The sequence below is a fragment of the Nostoc sp. DSM 114167 genome (assembly GCF_052692655.1).
The window spans coordinates 8,411,569-8,434,380 of sequence record NZ_CP195116.1 but is presented as its reverse complement, the minus strand read 5'-3'; the positions used below and the strand labels follow the sequence as shown (position 1 = coordinate 8,434,380).

4 protein-coding genes and 1 pseudogene are annotated in these 22,812 nt (G+C 41.6%); all 5 read left to right on the top strand.

Annotated features, from left to right (window positions below):
- Positions 1-24: 24 nt before the first annotated feature.
- The 5 genes and pseudogenes from NSTC731_RS35440 to NSTC731_RS35420 all read left to right on the top strand — a co-directional run bounded on the left by NSTC731_RS35440 (position 25) and on the right by NSTC731_RS35420 (position 22,722).
- Positions 25-5,361 (top strand): amino acid adenylation domain-containing protein, encoded by a 5,337-nt coding sequence (locus tag NSTC731_RS35440; RefSeq protein WP_445629023.1) that lies wholly within the window; start codon positions 25-27, stop codon positions 5,359-5,361.
- The gene (locus NSTC731_RS35435) at positions 5,354-10,156 is read left to right on the top strand and encodes an SDR family NAD(P)-dependent oxidoreductase (RefSeq protein WP_445629022.1); all 4,803 of its coding nucleotides are present in this window, start codon (positions 5,354-5,356) and stop codon (positions 10,154-10,156) included. The genes NSTC731_RS35440 and NSTC731_RS35435 overlap by 8 nt, the downstream gene beginning before the upstream one ends.
- A 22-nt stretch (positions 10,157-10,178) precedes the next feature.
- Positions 10,179-14,267: pseudogene (locus NSTC731_RS35430) on the top strand (type I polyketide synthase); the annotation flags it as partial.
- A gap of 3 nt (positions 14,268-14,270) precedes the next feature.
- Positions 14,271-16,883, top strand: coding sequence for a zinc-binding dehydrogenase (locus NSTC731_RS35425; RefSeq protein ID WP_445632246.1), 2,613 nt, complete (start codon positions 14,271-14,273; stop codon positions 16,881-16,883).
- On the top strand, positions 16,876-22,722 hold the full coding sequence (locus NSTC731_RS35420) for a beta-ketoacyl synthase N-terminal-like domain-containing protein (RefSeq protein WP_445629021.1): 5,847 nt from the start codon (positions 16,876-16,878) through the stop codon (positions 22,720-22,722). Before NSTC731_RS35425 ends, NSTC731_RS35420 begins: the two co-directional genes overlap by 8 nt.
- The last annotated feature ends 90 nt before the right edge of the window (positions 22,723-22,812 follow it).

Genomic DNA, 22,812 nt, shown 5'->3' with positions numbered 1-22,812 from the left:
GGTTGTATCTAGTTGAAAATCAAAATGAATCAATATTCTCATCGGTTCCTTGAAGCTTGTGGCAGTGGTTCTACATTTGTTGATTTACTGCGCTTAAGAAGCTCTACCCAGCCAAACAGAGATGCTTTTACCTTCTTGCTGGATGGGGAAACAGAACAAACAACGCTAACCTATCAAGAATTGGATAGGCGATCGCGTCGAATAGCTGCTCAATTACAAGCATTGGGTTTGACTGGAGAACGCGCCTTACTACTTTATCCAGCCGGACTAGATTTTTTGGTTGCTTTTTTCGGTTGTTTATATGCCGGAGTTGTGGCTGTAACGGCATATCCCCCTCGAAATCAGCGCAACACACCGAGAATAAAAGCTATTTCTCTAGATGCACAAGCAGCGATCGCTCTCACTACAACAGAAATCCTGCCTACAGTGCGGTCTTTAATGTCAGAAAAGACTGGCTTAGAGTCTTTACAGTGGCTAACTACTGATAATCTTGCTCTGGGAATAGAAGATGCTTGGCAAGAACCCTCTATCGATCGAGATACCTTAGCTTTTCTGCAATACACCTCTGGTTCTACAGGGACACCAAAGGGTGTAATGATTAGTCATGGAAACCTACTGCACAATGCTGACACAACTTACCAATTTATGGAGCATTCTCCAGAAAGTAAGTTCGTGACGTGGTTGCCGATGTACCATGATATGGGTCTGATTGGGGGAATATTGCAACCTTTGTATGGAGGTTTTCCTTGCATTATCATCCCTCCAACTTCCTTTCTCCAACGTCCTTATCGTTGGTTACAAGCTATTTCTCATTACCAAGGGACAACCAGTGGTGGCCCGAATTTTGCTTATGAGTTATGTACTCAAAAAATTACTTCCGAACAAAAAAAGACTCTTGACTTGAGTAGTTGGAGTGTGGCATTTAACGGCGCGGAACCGATTCGGGATGATACTCTAGAGCGGTTTGCAGCAGCTTTTGCCGATTGTGGCTTCCGTAAAGAGGCATTCTACCCTTGTTACGGAATGGCTGAAACAACTCTGATGGTTTCTGGTGTGCAGAAGACAACATCACCGATTATCAAGACAGTCCAAAAACCTGCATTAGAATTGAATCGGGTAGTTGAATCATCTGTTAAGGATGAGGATGTCTATCATTTCGTCAGTTGTGGTCGAGTTATACCACAACTGGAAGTGGCGATCGCTAATCCTGAAACCCTCAGTAGTTGTAAACCTGATGAAATTGGGGAAATCTGGGTATCTGGGCCGAGTGTTGGCCAAGGTTATTGGAATCGTTATCAAGAGACAGCAGAAACTTTCCATGCTTATCTATCAGATACAGGTGTAGGCCCTTTTCTGCGGACGGGAGATTTAGGGTTTTTACAAAATAACGAGCTTTTCATTACAGGTAGAGCCAAAGATTTAATTATTATTCGCGGTCGAAATCTTTACCCACAGGATATAGAATTAACCGCAGAACGCAGTCATCCATCTTTAAATTCTGGTGCTAGCGCAGCATTTACAGTCGAAGTTAACAACGAAGAACGGCTGGTAATCGTCCAAGAATTGAAGTTTCGCGCCAAGCCAAATTTAGCAGAAGTTATATCTGCAATTCGCCAAGCTGTTACAGAAGAACATGAAGTACAAGTTTATGCTGTGGTTTTGATTAAACCAGGTAGTATTCTCAAAACTTCTAGCGGTAAAATTCAACGTCGTGCAACTCGCGCTCAGTTTCAGAATGGTGAATTGAATATCGTTGTCAGTAATATTCTTAAAATTAGCAATATTGTCACAGAGGAAACTCGATTACAGCGTTCCGAACTTTTAGCGCTTTCTCCAAGGGAATGTCAACGGCTTTTAGAAATCTATCTGATTGAACAAGAAGCGAGAGTACTGGCGATCGCACCAGATGATATCAGTCCTGATGAACCATTAAGCGTTCTGGGGCTTGATTCTTTAAAAGTGTTTGAATTGAAAAACCGGGTTGAGATTGATTTAGAAGTAGAAGTATCGGTAGCAGACTTCTTTGCAGGGATGAGTACGCGATCGCTAGCTACAAAGATCCTCGCTCAACTGACAACAGATGCACTACCGTCAATATCCCTTACCAAACAAGATAAAAATACATCCGTTCAGCCTCTATCTTTTGGCCAGCAGGGATTATGGTTTATTAATCAGCTAACTCCCGATAGTCCTGCATATAACATTCCTATAGTTATTAACTTAAAAGGCTGCATTAATTTAGCAATTTTACAAGATAGTCTTAACGAAATAATTAGACGACACGAAGTATTACGGACGAGCTTTACAGTAGTTGATGGACAACCAGCCCAAGTTATAAATCAAGCGCCACCTTTAACTTTGGCGATTGAGGATTTGCGTTCATTTTTAGAAAGAGAACGCCCTCAAGAAGCGCAACGTTTAGCTACGGAATTTGCACAGCAGGCATTTGATTTAGCTACTCAATCACTTTTGCGTGCTAAAGTTTTACAATTAAGTGATAAAAATTATCATTTAATTGTCACTCTACATCATATAATTGCAGATGGTTGGTCTATCGGTATTCTGATCGAAGAACTAGCTGCACTATATAAAGCATTCTCCACAGGCAAACTCCCGGCGCTTCCTGAATTACCCATTCAGTATCAAGATTATGTCAATTGGCAACGACAATGGCTTGATTGCGATCGGATTCAATCTTTATTGACTTATTGGAAACAAAAGTTGCAAGGTCAGCTACCTATACTAAATTTACCAACTGACCGTCCGCGTAGAAGCTTTGCTTCTTCCGATCGGACATCGCCAGTTCAAAAATTCAAAGGCGCTCAAGGGAAACTAGTTCTTTCTCAAACTCTGACAAAAGAGCTAAAGAATTTGAGCCGTCATTTGGGAGTAACTCTGTTTATGACCTTGCTTACAGCCTTTAAAACGTTGCTGTATCGTTACACTGGTCAGACTGATATTGTAGTAGGTTCGCCAATAGCTAATCGTAACAGAGCAGAAACTAAATCATTAATAGGTTTTTTTGTCAATGTTTTAGTACTACGTACAGACCTTTCTGGCGACCTGAGTTTTCAGGAGTTACTAGCGCGGATAAAGTCAACAGCTTTAGAGGCATACATTCATCAAGACTTACCTTTTGAGAAATTAGTAGAAGAAATACAGCCAAATAGAGACTTGAGTTACAATCCACTATTTCAAGTAATGTTCGTTCTTCAGAATGTGCCAATATCAAATCCCAGACTGTCAGATGTCTCTGTTACTTGTCAGGAGGGTTACAACGGGACATCAAAGTTTGATTTGACATTATTTATGGAGGATGACGAGCAAGGGTTGGTTGCAACTTGTGAGTACAACACAGATTTATTTAATGCAGATACTATCGCTCGAATGCTAGTACATTTCCAGACTTTATTGGAAAGTATAGTTAGCAATCCCGAACAACGCATCGCAAACTTGCAACTCCTGACACCATCTGAAGTACAGCAATTATTAGTTGAGTGGAATAATACCGAGACAGATTACCCACAAGATAAATGTATTCATCAACTGTTTGAAGCACAGGTAAACAAAACGCCATCTAATATTGCTGTTATTTTTGAAAACCAAAAATTAACCTACCAGGAGTTAAACGACCAAGCTAATCAACTAGCACATTACTTACAAAAACTAGGGGTGAAGCCAGAAGTAATTGTAGGTGTCTGCATGAAACGCAGCCTAGAAATGCTGATTGCATTGTTAGCTATTTTAAAAGCAGGTGGGGCTTATGTACCACTAGATCCAGCCTATCCCCAGGAACGCTTAGCTTTCATGGTAGAAGATAGTCAGACCAAGGTGCTGCTGACTCAAAGCCATCTAGTTGAATTGTTTGCCAAATCGAATGTGCATATTGTCTGTATTGATAGAGATTCACAATTACTTACCCAACAGAGCAGAGAAAATCTGTTTAGTGAAGTAAAATCCAATCACCTAGCTTATGTCATCTATACTTCGGGTTCTACTGGTGTACCAAAAGGTGTGGCGATCGCCCATGAAAGTTGTGTTGCTTTATTAACATGGTCAAGAGAAGTTTTTACAGATGACGATCTTGCTGGAGTTTTAGCATCAACCTCTATTTGCTTTGATTTATCAGTATTTGAACTGTTTGCTCCTCTCAGTTGGGGTGGTAAAGTAATTCTTGTAGAAAATGCTTTACACTTACCCTCATTGGTTGCTGAGGTAAGCTTGGTTAATACAGTCCCAAGCATTATTGCAGAATTACTGCAAGTAGATGGTTTACTTCCTTCAGTCAGAACGGTTAATCTTGCCGGTGAACCACTGCAAAATCAACTTGTGGAACAGATTTATCAAAACGATCGTATTCAGAAAGTTTTTAATCTTTACGGTCCGTCTGAAGATACAACCTATTCTACGTTTGCTCAAGTAAATAGAGATAGCAACGTAATTATCGGTCGTCCAATTGCCAATACACAAATTTATTTACTTGATACTAAGTTACAACCAGTACCAATTGGTATCCCAGGAGAAATTTATATTGGTGGTGCTGGTTTAGCTAGAGGCTATTTAAACCGACCAGAGTTAACAAAAGAGCTGTTTATATCTAATCCGTTCAATAATAAACTTGAATCACGGCTATATAAAACTGGAGATTTAGCTCGTTATTTACTTGATGGAAATTTAGAGTACTTGGGGCGAATCGATCATCAAGTTAAGATTAGAGGATTTCGGATTGAGTTGGGTGAAATTGAGAATGTATTACTCAAACATCCAGCAGTGCAGAAAATTGTAGTTTTGGCGCGAGAAGATAAACCACGTGTTCAACAATTGGTGGCTTATATTGTTCTTTTACCAGACGAAACACTTACAACTAGTGAACTGCGAAGTTATCTCAAAGAACTGTTACCGGAATATATGGTTCCTGGTGTTTTTATCTTTCTAGACACCTTACCACTTTTGCCTAACGGAAAAGTAAACCGTCGTGCTTTACCTGTACCAGAAGACTTGCGTCCAACATTGACGACTACTTATGAAGTACCCCAGTCGGAAATGGAACAGCAGATAGCACAGCTTTGGCAAGAGGTGTTACATCTCGATCGAGTGGGTATTCATGATAATTTCTTTGACCTTGGTGGGCATTCACTATTGATGCTTCAGGTTAATTATAAACTGCGGGCAATTTTGCAGCTAAACATATCAGTTGTAGAAATGTTTCAGAATCCGACTATTTACTCACTGGCGCAATATTTAAGTCAACAGCGACAGCTTTCTTTTACAGGAACACGCGATCGCGTGAATAAGCAAATTGAGGCTATAAATCGCCAAAAACAACAATTGAGTAAGCAAGGTAAAAAGATTTATGATTAGCACTATACATAATGATGCTGTAGAAGGCATTGCCATTGTTGGGATGGCAGGGCGTTTTCCTGGTGCTAAAAATATTGACGAATTTTGGCAGAATTTGCAATCTGGTGTAGAGTCAATTTCTATCTTCACAAATGAAGAGATAGTATCTGACGGTATCGATTCCGTTACACTCAGCGATCGCAATTATGTAAAGTCTAGTGCCATATTAGAAAATATCGATTTATTTGACGCTGCATTTTTTAGTTTTAATGCCAAAGAAGCAGAAGTTACTAACCCCCAAAACCGGATTTTTTTAGAGTGTGCTTGGGAAGCATTAGAAAATGCTGGCTATGATTCCAATAGATATGATAGTCGTATCGGAGTTTACGCTGGTGCTAGCCTAAATAACTATTATTCATTAGATTTAAACCGCGATCCCATAGGATCAGCGCAATGTTATCAAACATTAATTGGTAATGATAAAGATTTTCTGACTACTCGTGTTTCTTACAAATTAAATCTCACAGGCCCAAGTATTACGATCCAAACAGCTTGTTCCACCTCATTAGTTGCAACAACACTTGCTTGTCAAAGTTTGTTGAATTATCAGTGTGATATGGCTTTAGCTGGTGGAGTTTCTATTCACGTACCCCAGAAAACAGGTTATTTGCATGAATCGGGAGGAACACTATCTCCTGATGGTCATTGTCGTGCTTTTGATGCCAAAGCACAGGGAACGACTATTGGTAATGGTGTAGGAGTTGTTGTCCTCAAACGATTGAGCGATGCTCTAGCAGATGGTGATTGTATCCATGCTGTAATTAAAGGTTCAGCAATCAATAACGATGGTTCTGGTAAAGTTGGCTATAGTGCGCCTAGCGTCAATGGTCAAGCAGAGGTGATTGCTGAAGCGATGATGCTGGCGGGAGTTGAGCCTGAGACAATCAACTATATTGAAGCTCATGGTACTGGTACAGCTTTAGGCGATCCGATTGAAATTGCTGCCCTCTCTCAAGCTTTTTGTCGCAGTACCACCAAAAAAGGCTTTTGTGCCGTCGGTTCAGTGAAAACAAACATTGGTCATCTAGATGCAGCATCTGGGATTGCCGGACTGATTAAAACAGTTTTAGCCCTGAAACACAAGCAGATACCAGCAAGCTTGAATTTTGAGCAGCCAAATCCCCAGATAGATTTTGCCAACAGCCCCTTTTATATCAATGCAAAGCTAGCAGAATGGAAAACAGGAAGTACTCCTCGTCGTGCTGGTGTGAGTTCCTTGGGTATAGGTGGGACTAATGCTCATATTATTTTAGAAGAAGCTCCTGGAGGGGAGCAGGGGAGCAGCCCTTCTCTACGAGACGCTGCGCGAACGGCTCCTTTCGACTTCGCTCAAGGCAAGTCGCTCAGTGACCGAGGGGCAAGGGAGCAGGCGAGAAAGTATCAATTGCTGGTAGTTTCTGCAAAAACTAGCTCTGCTTTAGAGACAACAACTGCAAATTTGGCTAATCACCTGCAACAGCACCCAGAACTTAATCTTGCAGATATAGCTTATACATTGCAAGTGGGGCGTGCTGAGTTCAATCATCGTCGCGTGTTGGTGTGTGAAGATATCGAGGATGCAGTCAGCGCTTTGCAGTTAGAAGATCCAGAAAGAGTTTTCACTCGCTTAGTTGAAAGTGGCATTCACGTTGGCGCAGCCTCTCGTAAAGAAGTTACTCCGCAGAAGTATCGTCCCATCGTCTTCATGTTTCCTGGACAAGGCGCTCAATATGTGGACATGGCTAAAGAACTTTACCAAACTGAACCAATTTTTCAACAACAGATTGATTTGTGTTGTCAATTGCTGCAACCCCATCTAGGGTTGGATTTGCGTTCACGAAGTGACTCCGCAGGAGTATCGCTGATTTATCCCAACGAGTCTGAGTCAAAAGCCGCAGCAGAGAAACTGCAACAAACTGATATTACTCAGCCTGCATTATTTGTTATAGAATATGCTCTCGCTAAATTGTGGATCTCATGGGGCATTTCTCCCCAAATAATGATTGGTCATAGCATAGGGGAATATGTAGCAGCTTGCCTTGCTGGTGTATTTTCCCTGGAAGATGCTTTGGCAATAGTAGCTATCCGTGGACGACTGATGCAGCAACTTCCAGCAGGTGCTATGCTTTCGGTTTCACAAACAGAAGCAGAGATAAAAACTTTACTAAATGAAAATTTATCTTTAGCCGCCAGCAATGCTCCTCGTTTGTGCGTAGTTTCAGGAACCCATAATGCTGTAGACACGATTCATAAGCAACTTACAGCATTAGGTGTAGAGTGTCGGCGTTTGCATACTTCCCACGCCTTTCATTCTGCGATGATGGAACCTATGATTGAGCCATTCATCAAAGAAGTTAAAAAAGTCAAACTAAATCCGCCGCAGATTCCTTTTATCTCTAACGTCACAGGAACCTGGATAACAGCAGAAGAAGCCACAGATCCCGATTACTGGGCAAGACATTTACGCCAAACAGTGCAGTTTGCAGCCGGCATCTCTGCGTTGCAGCAAGAGGCAAATTGCATCATGCTAGAAGTGGGGCCAGGAAGCAGCTTGTGTACTTTTGTTAAAAAGCATTCAGATTCTCTAGCACTCTGTTCATTACGACATCCTCAAGAAAAACAGTCAGATATAGGATTTTTACTGAACACACTCGGCAAACTCTGGTTATATGGAGTACAGGTAAATTGGTCAGGATTTTACGCCCACGAACACCGTCATCGTCTCCCACTACCAACATATCCCTTTGAGCGGCAGAGTTATTGGATTGAAGACTATAAATACAGACAGCATAACAGTGCTAAACCTGTGTCATTTGGCAAAAAGCCAGATATTGCCGATTGGTTCTACTTACCTTTATGGAAACAATCTATACCTGCTGTACTGTTAAAACAGAAGGAATCGATCGCTCAGAAGTCTTGCACTCTTGTGTTTCTCGATGAGTGCGGTTTGGCAGAAGAACTGGTTAAACGACTTCAGCTTGATGGTCAGGATGTAATTATAGTGAAGGTGGGGTCGAAGTTTATTAAGTTGAATGAGCGTGCATATAGCCTTAATCCTAGACAACGTAAAGACTATGATGCCCTGCTCAATGAACTAGTAGCACAAGATAAGATCCCAAAAACGATTGTTCATTTATGGAGTGTGACTTCTGTCGATCGGATTCAATCTGGAATCGCAGGAGTTGATGAAGCCCAAGAAAAAGGTTTTTATAGTCTGCTGTTTTTAGCTCAAGCACTTGGAAAACAGCGAATTACAGATGAGCTGCAAATAACGGTCATTTCCAACAATATACACTCAGTGACTGAAGAAGAACCGCTATGCCCAGAAAAGGCGACTCTATTAGGAACTGTTAAGATCATTCCTCAAGAATATCCAAATATCAACTGTCGTAGCATTGATGTTGTGATTCCAAAAGAAGTAAGTTGGCAACAAGAGAAACTTGTAAATCAGCTGGTGAATGAGCTACAAATACAATCCTCCGATATAGTTGTTGCCTATCGTGGTTTTCATCGCTGGGTGCAAACCTTTGAACCAGTCCGATTGGAAGAAGCAGAGGGAGGAAGATCGCGATTAAGGCAAGGAGGAGTGTATTTAATCACAGGTGGACTCGGAGGCATTGGACTTGCTCTAGCGTCACACCTAGCGAAGGCGGTACAAGCCAAACTAGTTTTGATCGGGCGTTCAGCTTTTCCTGCTAGACAAGAGTGGGAACAATGGCTAGCTACTAACGATCGCCAAGATCGTATCAGTAGTAAAATTTTGAAAGTAAAGGAACTTGAAGAACTAGGTGCAGAAGTTTTGGTACTGAACGCTGATGTGGCTAACCTGGAACAGATGCAAGAAGCGATCGCAAAAATCCAGAAACAGTTTGGCCAAATCAATGGTGTTCTTCATTGTGCAGGAATTGCGGATTATGCAGGTGTGATTTCTCGAAGAACGCGAGAGATGACAGAAAATATTATGGCCCCTAAAGTCAAGGGTACACTAGTATTAGATAACCTTTTGAAAGATGTTAAGTTAGATTTTTTAATTCTTTGTTCATCTCTTAGCTCGATTATTTATAGAAAGAAATTTAGTGAAGTTGGCTATTGTGCTGCCAATGAGTTTCTTGACGCTTTTGCTTATCATAAAACCAATCGAGATCGGACATTTACAGTTTCTATTAACTGGACTGATTGGCAAGATGTTGGGATGTCAGTAGAGGCGGTGAAGCGATTAGTTAATAAACAAGATATTTCTGATGCTCAATCCCTATTAATGGATGCTTTATTACCTTCGGAAGGGATAAAAGTCTTTAAACATATTCTCAACAGTGCAGTCCCTCGAGTCGCAGTATCGACTGAAGATTTGGCAACTGTGATTGAACGCGATCGCAATTTTAATGCCCAAGCTCTTTTGGAATCTTTAGGCAAGGCTAACGAGTCTAAATCCGTACATCAACGACCTCAGTTGAGTAATGCTTATTTTGCTCCTAGAAATAAAACTGAGCAAACAATTGCAGATGTTTGGCAAAAACTACTTGGTATTGACTTAGTAGGTATCCACGACAACTTTTTTGAACTCGGTGGCGACTCTCTAGTAGGTGTTCAAGTTATTTCGCAATTAAGTAAAGAATTACATATAGAAATTCCTGTAGTCAGTCTTTATGAAAGTCCAACAGTCAGTTCTTTGAGCAAAGCTTTAAATATGGAACAGGCTGACAAACCTATGGAAGAAAGGAGCGGACGGGGGCAAAGACGAAGAGAAAAAAGAATGAAACAGAAGGGTGCTCTATAAAAAATTAATCAAAGAGGTACTAATGAAAATCCATGAAACATTTTCTAATATAGCGGGTTTAGATATAGCTGTAGTGGGTATGGCAGGTCACTTTCCAGGTGCAAAAAATATTGATGAGTTTTGGCAAAATTTACAGGACGGTGTAGAATCAATTTCATTTTTTTCTGAGAGTGATTTAGTATCTTCAAATATCGATCCTGCCTTGTTAAATAATCCTAATTATGTTAGAACCGCATCTATACTGGAAAACGTAGAGGAGTTTGACGCGTCATTTTTTGGTTTTGAACCTAAAGAAGCTGAAGTTATAGATCCCCAATATCGCCTCTTCTTGGAGTGTGCTTGGGAAGCAATTGAAAACGCTGGCTACGATCCTGAAACCTATAAGGGTTTGATCGGGGTTTACGCCGGGGCAAATATGAACACCTATCTATTAGAAAACCTTTATCCAAACCGCGATACTATAAATCCTGTTAATGGAGCTTTACAACCTCTACATGGCAGTGGTCAAGCTTTCCTAACTACAAGTGTCTCTTACAAATTAAATCTTAGAGGGCCTAGTATTACTCTCCAAACCTTCTGTTCTACATCATTGGTTGCAGTCCACTTGGCCTGCCAAAGTTTGTTGAATGAAGAATGTGATATGGCTTTAGCTGGTGGTGTTTCAATTAAAGTTCCACAAAAAGCTGGCTATTTATATCAACAAGGAGGGATGTTGTCTCCCGATGGGCACTGTCGAGCCTTTGATGCCAAAGCACAGGGAACTGTTTTCGGCAGTGGGGCTGGAATTGTCGTATTAAAGAGATTAGAGGATGCTCTTGCTGATGGAGACTGCATTCATGCAGTCATCAAGGGTTCAGCAGTCAATAACGATGGCTCTTTGAAAGTAAATTTCACTGCCCCTAGTGTAGAAGGTCAGGCGGAGGTAATTGTAGAAACCCTGAGAAATGCTGGAGTAGATGCCGAAGATATAACGTATATAGAAACTCATGGAACCGGAACAGCTATGGGCGATCTCATTGAAATCACTGCACTCAAAAAAGCTTTTCACACTACTACTCAGAAGAAGGGTTTCTGTGCGATCGGTTCAGTGAAAACCAATATCGGACATCTAGATGCAGCAGCCGGTGTAACAAGTCTCATCAAGACTACGTTAGCGCTTAAACACAAGCTGCTCCCACCTAGTCTGCACTTTGAACAAGCCAATCCCCAAATCGATTTTAATAACAGCCCCTTCTACGTCAATACTAAGATTTGTGAATGGAAGGCAGATCGCACACCCCGTCTGACTGGAGTCAATTCGTCGGGTTATGGTGGAACCAATGCCTTTGTCATTCTTGAAGAAGCTCCACCGATCAAATATTCGGAAGAATCCAGACCCTGGCAATTGTTGGTACTCTCGGCTAAAACCATCTCTGCGCTTGAAATTGCCACTGCGAATCTAATTGCATACTTAAAGCAGCATTCAAATGTTAACCTAGCGAACGTTGCTTACACACTTCAGGTTGGTCGCAGGGCTTTCAACCATCGCCGGATGGTAATCTGCCATGATATTAATGATGCGATCGCTATTTTGGAAACACAAGATCCGAAACGGGTTTTCCAGGTCTACCAAGATCGCCTAGATCCTCCCGTTGTGTTTATGTTTCCAGGGCAAGGAGTACAGTACGTAAATATGGCGCTGGATCTCTACCAGACAGAGCCAACTTTTCAAGAGCAGGTAGATATCTGCTCAGAGTTTCTCCAACCACATCTAGGGCTTGACCTGCGACATATACTCTACCCCAATACAGAAAGGACTAAAGAAGCCGCGCAACAACTGAAACAGACCGCAATTGCTCAACCAGCGCTCTTTGTCATCGAGTACGCCCTAGCAAAATTGTGGATGGAGTGGGGAATACATCCCCAGGCTTTGATTGGTGAAAGCCTTGGGGAATATGTCGCTGCGTGTTTGGCAGGAGTACTTTCATTAGAAGATGCTTTGACTTTAGTAGCTGCGCGGGGACAACTCATGCAGCAAGTGCCTGAAGGTGCTATGCTTGCCATTCCACTTTCAGAAAAAGAAGTTCAACCCCTGCTAGGCAAAACACTATCTCTAGCTGAGATTAAGGAATCATCTCTTTGCATAGTTTCAGGTTTCATAGATGCTGTAGAGGCATTACAGAAGCAGCTAGCTTCCCAAGGCGTCGAGTGTATGCGTCTGGATACCTCCCATGCCTTTCATTCTGTGATGATGGATGCCATCTTAGAGCCATTCACAGAGGAAGTTAAAAAAGTCAAACTGAATCCTCCCAAAATTCCTTTTGTATCCAGTCTTACGGGAGCTTGGATTACAGAAGCAGAGGTGACAGATCCAAACTATTGGGTGAGGCATCTGCGGCAAACAGTTCGCCTTGCTCAGAGTATGCAAGAATTGTTGAAAGAACCAGAACGCATTTTGCTAGAGGTTGGCCCAGGGCAGACTTTGAGTGCATTCGCCCGTCGTCATTCTGATAAAGAAGCCCAGCAAATTGTATTAACTTCCTTGGGCTATGCACAAGAAAGTCAGTCGGATGTAGCATTATTGTTAAATACATTGGGTCAGCTATGGCTTGCTGGAGTACAAGTAGATTGGTCGGGATTCTATATCCATGAGCGCCGTCATCGTATACCTTTACCTACTTATCCTTTTGAGCGTCAACGTTACTGGATTGAACCCAAAATACAGGTAAACGCTCTCAAGACGGGTGAAAAGAAATTGCCTACAACCTCTCTACTAGGTAAAAAGCTGGACATAGCCGACTGGTTTTATGTCCCATCTTGGAAACGCTCTCTGCTGCTTGCCCCTCAACTAAGTCAAAAGTCAGTTTTGGCTTGCACTCTTGTATTTATCGATGAGTGCGGTTTGGGTTTTGAGCTAGTAAAACGACTTGAACTTGAGAGTCAAGATGTGATTACGGTGAAGATTGGGTCAGCGTTTACAAAGTCGAGCGATCGCGTATATATCCTTAATCCTCAACAACGTGATGATTATGATACCTTGTTCAATGAACTTTTAGCACAAAATAAACGCCCAAAAACGATTGTTCATTTATGGAGTATTACACCGCACAGTTACGCAGAATTAAGACTTGAGGAAGTTGACAAAATTCAGGAAAAAGGATTTTACAGTCTGCTGTTTTTAGCCCAAGCACTTAGTAAACACCATACTGATGAATGTCAAATCACGGTTGTCTCCAACGATATGCAGGAAGTTGTGGGGGAAGAGTTGCTGTGTCCAGAGAAGGCGACTTTACTCGGACTCGTTAGGGTGATTGCGGAAGAATACTCAAACATTATCTGTCGTAGCATTGATGTTGTTATTCCCCGATTGGGAGTTAAGACTGAGCCGAAACTTTTGGAGCAGTTGCTCTGCGAGTTACAAGCTCTAAGTTCTGAGAAGGTTATTGCTTACCGTGGAAATCATCGTTGGGTGCAAACTTTTGAGCCAATTCGATTGGAGAAAGCTGGTCAAGGAATATCAAGGTTAAAAGAAGGAGGCGTTTATCTTATTACAGGTGGATTTGAAGACATTGGTTTTGTCATAGCCCAACATTTAGCACAGACTGTACAAGCCAAGCTGATCCTGACAGGAGGTTTAGCTTTTCCTTTACCAGAGGAATGGGAACAATGGCTAGCTACTTACGATGAGCAAGATAACACAAGCCTCAAGATTCGGGAAATCCAGAAACTTAAAGAGCTAGGTGCAGAAGTTTTGGTAGTCAGCGCCGATGTGAGCAATTTTGAGCAGATGCAACAAGCGATCGCATTCGCCCAAGAGCGATTTGGTCAGATCAATGGTGTAATCTACGCAGCCGAGGTTTCTGCTAGCGGCGTGATTTTGCAAAAAACGCCAGAAATTACAGAAAGTATGCTGGCATCTCAAATAAAAGGCATACTAATTCTCAATAAAATTCTCAAGGCTGTTCCACTAGATTTCTTTGTTCTGTCTTCATCAATCACTTCCATTACAAATAAATTTGGGCAAGTATATAATGCTGCTGCTAATGCTTTTCTTGACGCTTTTGCTCACCATAAAAGCGACCGAGATGGCACATTTACCGTATCGATTAACTGGGATTCCTGGCAGAAAGAGGGGATGGCAGCAGAAGCCATGAAGCAATCAAGACCAACCCTGGATATTTCCCAATCTCAATTAAAAGAAGTGTCTCACCCTTTATTCGATCAATGTATAGTTGAAGAGAAAGACCAAGAGATATACATCAGCAAATTTAGCGTCATCAAACACTGGGTTTTAGATCAACATAGGGCTATGGGTAAAGCGACACTTCCGGGAACAGCTTACTTGGAAATGGCTTTAGCCGCTTTTGAAAACCATGTTCAGAACGGAACGATTGAAATTCGGGAAGTATTTTTCTTGACTCCCTTGGTAATAGAAGATGATGAAGAAAAAGAAGTTCGTACACTTTTAAAGAAGAAAGGAGAGGGCTTTGAATTTTCGGTCACAAGCCAATCAAACTCAGGGTCAAAGCAATGGCTCGAACATGCCAAGGGCGAAATAGCTTGTATAAAATTAGAACCATCAGCAAAACAAGAACTCAGAGAACTTGAGGCAAGATGTAATCAAAAGGAAATAATCATTCCAGAAGGAGAGCATAAGCTTCAAACAGGATTTCTAGAGTTTGGTTCTAGATGGAATAACTTGAAGCAGGCAAAATTAGGAACAGCTCGGGGGTTGATTGTTCTGGAACTGCCCGAAGTATTTGCCACCGATATTAATTCATATAAGTTACATCCTGCTTTATTGGATAATGCCACGGGTTTTCTAAGTATTGAAAACGAAAGTGTTTACTTACCGTTTTCGTATAAAAGTCTGAAAATAAAAAAACCTTTGCCAAGCAAAGTATACAGCTACATCAGATATACAGAAAATAATCAGTTCAGAGAAGGAATTTTAAAATTTAACATCACCATCATGGACAACCAGGGAAACGAACTGGTTGAGATTGAAGAATTTATCATGAGGAAAGTAGATATTAGCACAATTACTGCTGAACAGTCTAATGGTAAACCTCAAAAAATTCCTTCTGTTTCTGCAAGCGAAAACTTCTCTTTGGAGATTGCTTCCCCTGGCATCTTAGATAGCCTGACTTTCCGACCTAGTACCCGCCAAAAACCAAGTCTGGGTGAGGTAGAAATCGAGGTCTGCGCGACTGGTCTTAACTTCAAAGAAGTGCTTATAGCGTTGGGGCTGCTTCCTGTTCCACCCAATGTTGATGTCAAGTTCGGTAGAGAATGTTCTGGAAAGATAGTCGCTCTGGGAGAAGGAGTTAAGGGTTTTGAGGTAGGAGATGAAGTTATGGCGTTTGGCGATTCCTGCTTTAACCAATTCACAACGACTTCTGCTTCTTTGGTAGCACTCAAACCAGAACATCTTAGTTTAGAAGAGGCAGCAACAATTCCTGTTGCCTTTATTACGGCTTACTATGCCTTGATAAAATTAGCTAGGCTTCGCCAGGGCGAGGGTGTTCTCATTCATGCTGCTGCTGGCGGTGTTGGAATGGCTGCCGTGCAAATAGCCCAGTGGGTGGGAGCCAAAATCTTCGCCACAGCAGGCAACCCGGAAAAACGAGCATTTCTGCATTCGTTGGGTATTGAATATGTTATGGATTCCAGGTCTTTGGCTTTTGCCGATGAAGTGATGAAGTATACTGATGGCAAGGGTGTGGACGTAGTTTTGAATTCCCTATCAGGAGAATTCATGACTAAAAGCCTTTCACTTCTAGCACCCTATGGACGCTTTCTCGAACTCGGCAAGCGGGATATCCTCAACAATAGCCAATTAGGTCTACGACCTTTTGAGAAATGCTTATCGTTCTTTGCTACAGAAGTGGGAAACGATCTCCCTGACTTTATTTCTACCTGGCACGAAGTAGTGCAACACTTTAAAGATGGCAATTTTAATTCCCTTCCGCATCAGATATTTCCAATTACAGAAGTAGCTCCCGCCTTTGAATACATGGCTAAAGCCAAACATATCGGCAAGATTATAGTATCTTGGGAAAATCAGGAGGCTTTGAAAGCGCTGGTTGCTTCGGAAGGAAAAGTTAGTCAAGAAACTATAGCTTCTCCCGCCCGGTTAGGTTCTCCGTCTACTGTTTTTTCCACAGTTGGCTCTGTTATGCAGGACAAACCTGCTATTCTCAAGGAAGGGTTATTACCAAAAGAGGGTGTAGAGGCGTTTGACCGCATTTTAGGAAGTACACTTACCCAGGTTCTAGTATCAACCCGTGATTTCTTAAATCGAGTTGAGCCGGATAATGCTTTTAACTCAGAACCTTTCCAAGAAGCCTCACAAAAGTATAATCTCTCTAAACCGACACAATCACAACCTGCACTCAGTGGTGCTTATGTAGCTCCCAGAAATGAGATTGAGCAAAAGCTCGCTGTCATCTGGAAAGAACTTCTTGGGAAAGATTTGGTAGGAATACAAGACAACTTCTTTGAAATCGGTGGCAATTCCCTCCTAATAGTCCAAGTTCGCAGCCAACTGCAACAAGTATTTAATGGTGATATCGCAACGGCTGACTTGTTTGAATATCCGACCATAAGTGCCTTAGCAGAATATTTAAGTCGGAAAGAGGCCCAGCAACCTGCCTTTGGGCAAGCATATAACCGTGCTAAAAAGCAACAGGAGGTTATGGAAGAAGAAATGCAACTAATGAAGCAAAGGAGGAGAATACGTGAGTAACCAGTTGAAAGGTGTAGCCATAATTGGCATGAGTGGTCGTTTTCCCGGAGCCAAAAATGTCGATCAATTGTGGCAGAATCTGTGTAACGGTGTGGAATCAATTTCATTCTTTAGCGATCGCGAGTTAGTCGCTTCAGGCGTAGATCCAGCTTCGTTGAATGACCCTCAGTACGTCAAAGCAGGGGCTGTGTTACAAGACATTGAGATGTTTGACGCTTCATTCTTTGGTTTCTCGCCTAGAGAAGCTGAAATCATAGATCCGCAACAACGTCTTTTTTTGGAGTGTGCTTGGGAAGCGCTGGAAAATGCTGGTTATGACCCGAAAACAGACAAAAATCTAATTGGCGTTTATGCAGGGGGTAACTTAAGTACCTACTTACTTAACAATCTGGCCTCACACCCTGAACTGATTAAAGCGCTGGAGTCGCAAATTACAATTGCTAATGATAAAGACTTTATATCCACACGAGTTTCTTATAAATTAAACCTAAAAGGTCCCAGTATTAGCGTCGGTACGGCCTGCTCTACGTCATTAGTAGCAGTTCACTTGGCGTGTCGAGGATTGCTAAGTTATCAGTGTGATATGGCCTTGGCTGGTGGTATTGCGATACAAGTTCCACAAAAACAAGGTTATTTCTACCAAGAAGGTGGTATGGCCTCTCCTGATGGTCACTGTCGGGCTTTTGATGCTAAAGCACAGGGTAGCCCTTTCGGTAAAGGAGCGGGTATTGTCGTGCTGAAAAGATTGGCAGATGCTGTAACTGATGGGGACTGCATTTATGGGGTTATCAAAGGTTCAGCTATCAATAACGATGGTTCCGAGAAGGTGAGTTACACCGCACCTAGTGTAACAGGCCAAGCAGAAGTGATTGCTGAGGCTCAGGCGATCGCTAACTTTGATTCTGAAACAATCACCTATATTGAAACCCACGGAACTGGTACACCTCTAGGCGATCCAATTGAATTTAGGGCGCTTAACAAGGTGTTTAGTGCCAGAACTAACAAAAAAAACTTCTGTGCCATTGGTTCAGTCAAGACCAATGTCAGCCACCTGAGTTCGGCATCTGGTGTAACGGGCTTGATCAAAACAGTCTTGGCGCTCAAACACAAGATGATTCCGCCCACCCTGCACTTTGAACAACCCAATCCAGAGATTGATTTTGCTAACAGCCCCTTTTACATCAATACTCAGCTTCATGAATGGCAAACAAAGGGAACTCCTCGCCGGGCTGGGGTTAGTTCTTTTGGTATCGGCGGCACTAATGCTCATGTTGTTTTAGAAGAAGCACCAGTACAGGTCAAAAGTCAAAAGTCAAAAGGCAAAAGTAAATATTTACTGTGTCTATCGGCTAAAACTAGCTCTGCCTTGGAGACAGCAACTACAAATTTGGTTAATCACCTGCAACAGCACCCAAAACTCAACCTTGCTGATGTGGCTTATACATTGCAAGTTGGTCGGCATGGTTTGAGTCATCGGCGGATGGTTGTTTGTCAAGATACTCAAGATGCGATCGCAGCCCTCCAAAATCCCAAACGAGTTTTCACTAGCAATCAGGAAACGAATCAGCGCCCAGTAGTATTTATGTTTACTGGTTTGGGAACCCATTATCTCAACATGGGTGATGAATTATATCAGCTTGAACCAACTTTCCGCGAACACCTCGATCGCTGTTGCTCGTTGTTTGAACCCCTTTTAGGTATTAATCTCAAAGAAGTTATTTATCCTACTTCCCATTCAACAACCGAAACAACCAAAGAAAAATCGGGTATAGATTTACGCCAAATGCTTGGTCGCGATCGCCAATCACTAGATCCTGCCGCCCAAAAACTAAATCAGACATACCTTACGCAGCCAGCACTGTTTGCCATTGAGTATGCTTTAGCTCAATTATGGATATCCTGGGGCATTCGTCCAGTAGCAATGATTGGTTACAGCATCGGTGAATATACCGCAGCAACAATAGCCGGAGTATTGTCTCTAGAAGATGCGATTACTCTTGTTGCTAAAAGAGCGCAAATGATTCAAGAGTTGCCAGGGGGAGCTATGCTGGCGGTTCCCTTGACAGAGCAAGAAGTGCAACCTTTCTTGAATGAAAACCTTTCATTATCAGCAGTCAATGGCTCATTTCAATGTGTACTTGCGGGAACTACACAGGCTGTAGAGGAATTGGCAGGAAAGTTGAGTGCTAAGGGATTAGCCTGTCGGCAATTGCAGACTTCTCATGCCTTTCATTCTTACATGATGGAGGCGATCGCTGACTGTTTCACCGAACTAATGCAAACTATCAGCCTCAAACCACCGCAAATTCCTTATATATCTAACGTTACCGGAACTTGGATTACAGCAGAGCAAGCTACAAATCCCAGTTATTGGACACAGCATCTATGCCAACCCGTGCGCTTTGCTGATGGAGTAAATCAGTTGGGGACAAAACATAGTCCAATTTTTTTAGAAGTTGGTCCAGGACAAGCATTAAGCAGCTTGGCGATGCAATGTTTAGATAATGTTTCTGACGAAAACAAAGTAATATTATCCTCGCTGCGCTATGCTTATGAGCGACAATCTGACATTGCTTTCATTCTCAATACATTAGGACAACTGTGGCTTGAGGGAATCAAGATAGATTGGTCGGGATTTCATGCTCATGAGCGCCGACATCGCCTTCCCTTGCCAACATATCCCTTTGAGCGACAAAGATATTGGATTGAACCACAAAAATTATTACCTGCACAAATAAATTTCCAACCCAAGTTAACAGCATCAGAGCTTTGGAAATCTTTGGTAGAAGCTGGTCAACTCCAAGCTAGTGCAGGGGCGTTGGAATTCGATGAGCAGATTTCTCAAGAGAAAAGAGAATGTTTAGACCGTTTATGTATTGCTTATATTAATCTTGCTTTAACACGTTTAGGAGCTTTTAGTAATCCCAATAAAAAGTATTCTTTAGACGAGTTATTTGGCCAATGTCAGATTATTCCTACTTATAAAGAATTGTTAAGTCGATGGCTGGAAATATTGGTAGAGCAAGGTCAGTTAAATCGAGAACAAGAGCTATTTACTAATTTCCTGCCAATATCAGCACACTTTGTTAATGAAATATTAGTAGAAGTCAAAGCCAAATGGGTAGACACGCCGCAACAAATAGATTTGCTGCAACTATATGGCGAAAATATGGTATCTCTGCTGACTGGGAAAAAAGAACCACTGGAGTTTCATGTTTCTACCTTATTAAAGTCAGGAGAATTTACAGTCCAACAATCCCCTGAAAATAAATATTACAACTCAATCATGCGGGTATGTTTAGAACAGGTGTTAAAAGCATTACCCCATCAAGTAAATTTGAGAATTCTGGAACTTGGCGCTGGAACGGGTACAGGGACGGCAGAGCTATTACCCATACTTCCACCGGAAAGAACAAATTATACTTTCACTGATGTGGGAGGTTTTTTCCTGAATGCAGCCAAAAATAAATTTAGCGATTATCCATTTGTTGAATACCAATTGTTAGACCTTGAGCGATCGCTACAAGAACAAGGATACTCAAATCACAGTTTTGATGTAATTGTAGCTTTCCAGGTGCTGCACGTTACTCGAAATATTGGAGAAACTCTCGATCGCATTCGCTCTTTACTTGCTCCTGGAGGTTTACTTTTATTTTGGGAAACAACTCAACCCAGGTTGGAATTTGAGTTCATTGACGCGCTACTGATGAATCCGATAGAGAATCCAGAAAGCGATCGCAATATGTGCAATCCCTTTTTATCTCAAGAGCAGTGGCAAACAGAACTCAAATCTCATGGTTTTGTACAGGTAAAAGCTTTCTCAGAATTTGCACCTTTTACAGACCACATAATTGTCGCTCAAGCTACTGCCCCAGCAACGCCCAAAGCACCAGCAGCCTTTACAGCATTACTTCACGAACAAGAAGTTTCATTTGGCAAAAAGTCCAACATTGCTGACTGGTTCTACATCCCTTCATGGAAACGTTCGCTACCACCACAGTCAAACGGTCAGGTGAAACAAGCAGAACGCTGGTTAGTCTTTGTTGATGAGTATGGGTTAGGCGCTCAAATCGTCAAGCGCCTCGAACTTGAAGGTCATGATGTAATTACCGTCAGAGTTGGGGAGCAATTTGGCAGCCAAAGCGAATCTTCCCAGAAACATCTGGGCAAGCGTGCATATACAATAGCACCTCAACAACAGGATGATTACAATACTCTACTCAAAGAACTTCGCGCCCAAGACTTCATACCAAAAAGAATTATTCATCTGTGGAGTATAACCCAGTCAGGATATGCAGATTTTGATACAGTCCAAACACAAGGATTCCAGAGTTTGCTGTTTTTGGCACAGTCGCTAGAAAAACAGAATTTTACTGATGAATTCCAGCTTGCAGTTATTTCCAACAATATGCAACCTGTAACTGGAGTTGAAAATCTTTGCCCAGAAAAAGCAACACTCCTTGGACTAGTTAAGGTCATCCCACAAGAATATTCAAATATAAAATGTCGTAGCATTGATGTTATTATTCCCTTATCAGAAAGTTGGCAAGAAGAGAAATTTGTAGAACAACTACTGACAGAACTTAAAGCCAATTCTTCTGACTCAGTTATTGCTTACCGTGGTTTGGAACGTTGGGTACAAACTTTTGAGTCTGTCCAATTAGATGCGAATGTCCAAGATACACCCAGGTTCAAAGAAAAAGGAGTCTACTTAATTACTGGTGGACTCGAAAAAATAGGACTTGTAGTAGCCGAACATTTAGCAAAGACAGTACAGGCAAAACTGCTGCTTTTAGAGGCTGAGGATTTTCCCAACCGACAGGAATGGGAACAGTGGCTGAAAACTCACAACGATCAAAATAACATCAGCCGCAAAATTTTAAAAGTGCAAGAACTAGAAAATTTGGGCGCAGAAATCTTAATAGAAAGCGCTGATGTGGTAAATTTAGTACAAAACAAGTTTAGTCAAATCAATGGGGTATTCCACACAAATCAAATACCCGCAGATAATTTATTTAGCCCCATCTTAGAGATAGATCCAAGAGAGTGTCAACAGCAACTTCAGCAAGAAATACAAAGACTCTTAGTATTAGAAAAGGTTTTGCAGTCTCAAAAGCTTGATTTTTGTCTATTGATGTCTTCATTAACCTCAGTTTTAGGAGGATTAGGCTCTGTTACCTACTCAGCAGCCAGTTTATTAATGGACGCTTTTGCTTACCAGCATAATCAGAAAAATCCTGTTCCTTGGATGAGTATTAACTGGGATACATGGCAATTTGCAGCAGAAAATTCGCAAATACCTGCTAATACAAGTTTGACTGAATTTACCATCGAACCTTTAGAAGGTATTAATGCCCTTGAACAAATTCTTTTGTGGAGTCAATATCATCAAATAGTTGTCTCAACTGGTAATTTACAATCTAGAATTGACCAATGGATTAAATTAAAGCCTTTACAACCAAAAAATACTGCCCAAACAGTTAATTCATCTTCTCGTCACTCTAGACCGAACTTAAAAAATGCATACATTGCTCCTAGTAATGATGTAGAGCAAAAACTAGTTGAAGTTTTTCAAGAGTTACTGGGTATAGAGCCAGTAGGTATTCATGACAGCTTTTTTGCTTTAGGGGGAGACTCTCTAACGGGAACTGTACTTATTTCTCAGCTTCGCAAAACTTTTCAAATCGAACTACCTGTTCGTTCTCTTTTTGAAGCTCCTACTATTGATGAATTAGCTTTGGTGATTGAAGAAATTCTCATAGAAGAGTTAGAACAATTATCTGAAAATGAAACAAGTGAAAATACCAACAAAATTCTTGATGTGCAATTTTCAGACTAGATTACAAAACTTAGTCATTATAGGATAAATCGATGAAAACATCAAAAAATAACTCTCACAAATGTTATACCAATTGGAAAAAAGAATGCG

What these genes read in the sequence shown, in the direction of transcription:
- NSTC731_RS35440 (WP_445629023.1), top strand. Translation starts at nt 25, where the DNA reads ATGAATCAATATTCTCATCGGTTCCTTGAAGCTTGTGGCAGTGGTTCT.
- NSTC731_RS35435 (WP_445629022.1), top strand. Translation starts at nt 5,354, where the DNA reads ATGATTAGCACTATACATAATGATGCTGTAGAAGGCATTGCCATTGTT.
- NSTC731_RS35425 (WP_445632246.1), top strand. Translation starts at nt 14,271, where the DNA reads ATGGCAGCAGAAGCCATGAAGCAATCAAGACCAACCCTGGATATTTCC.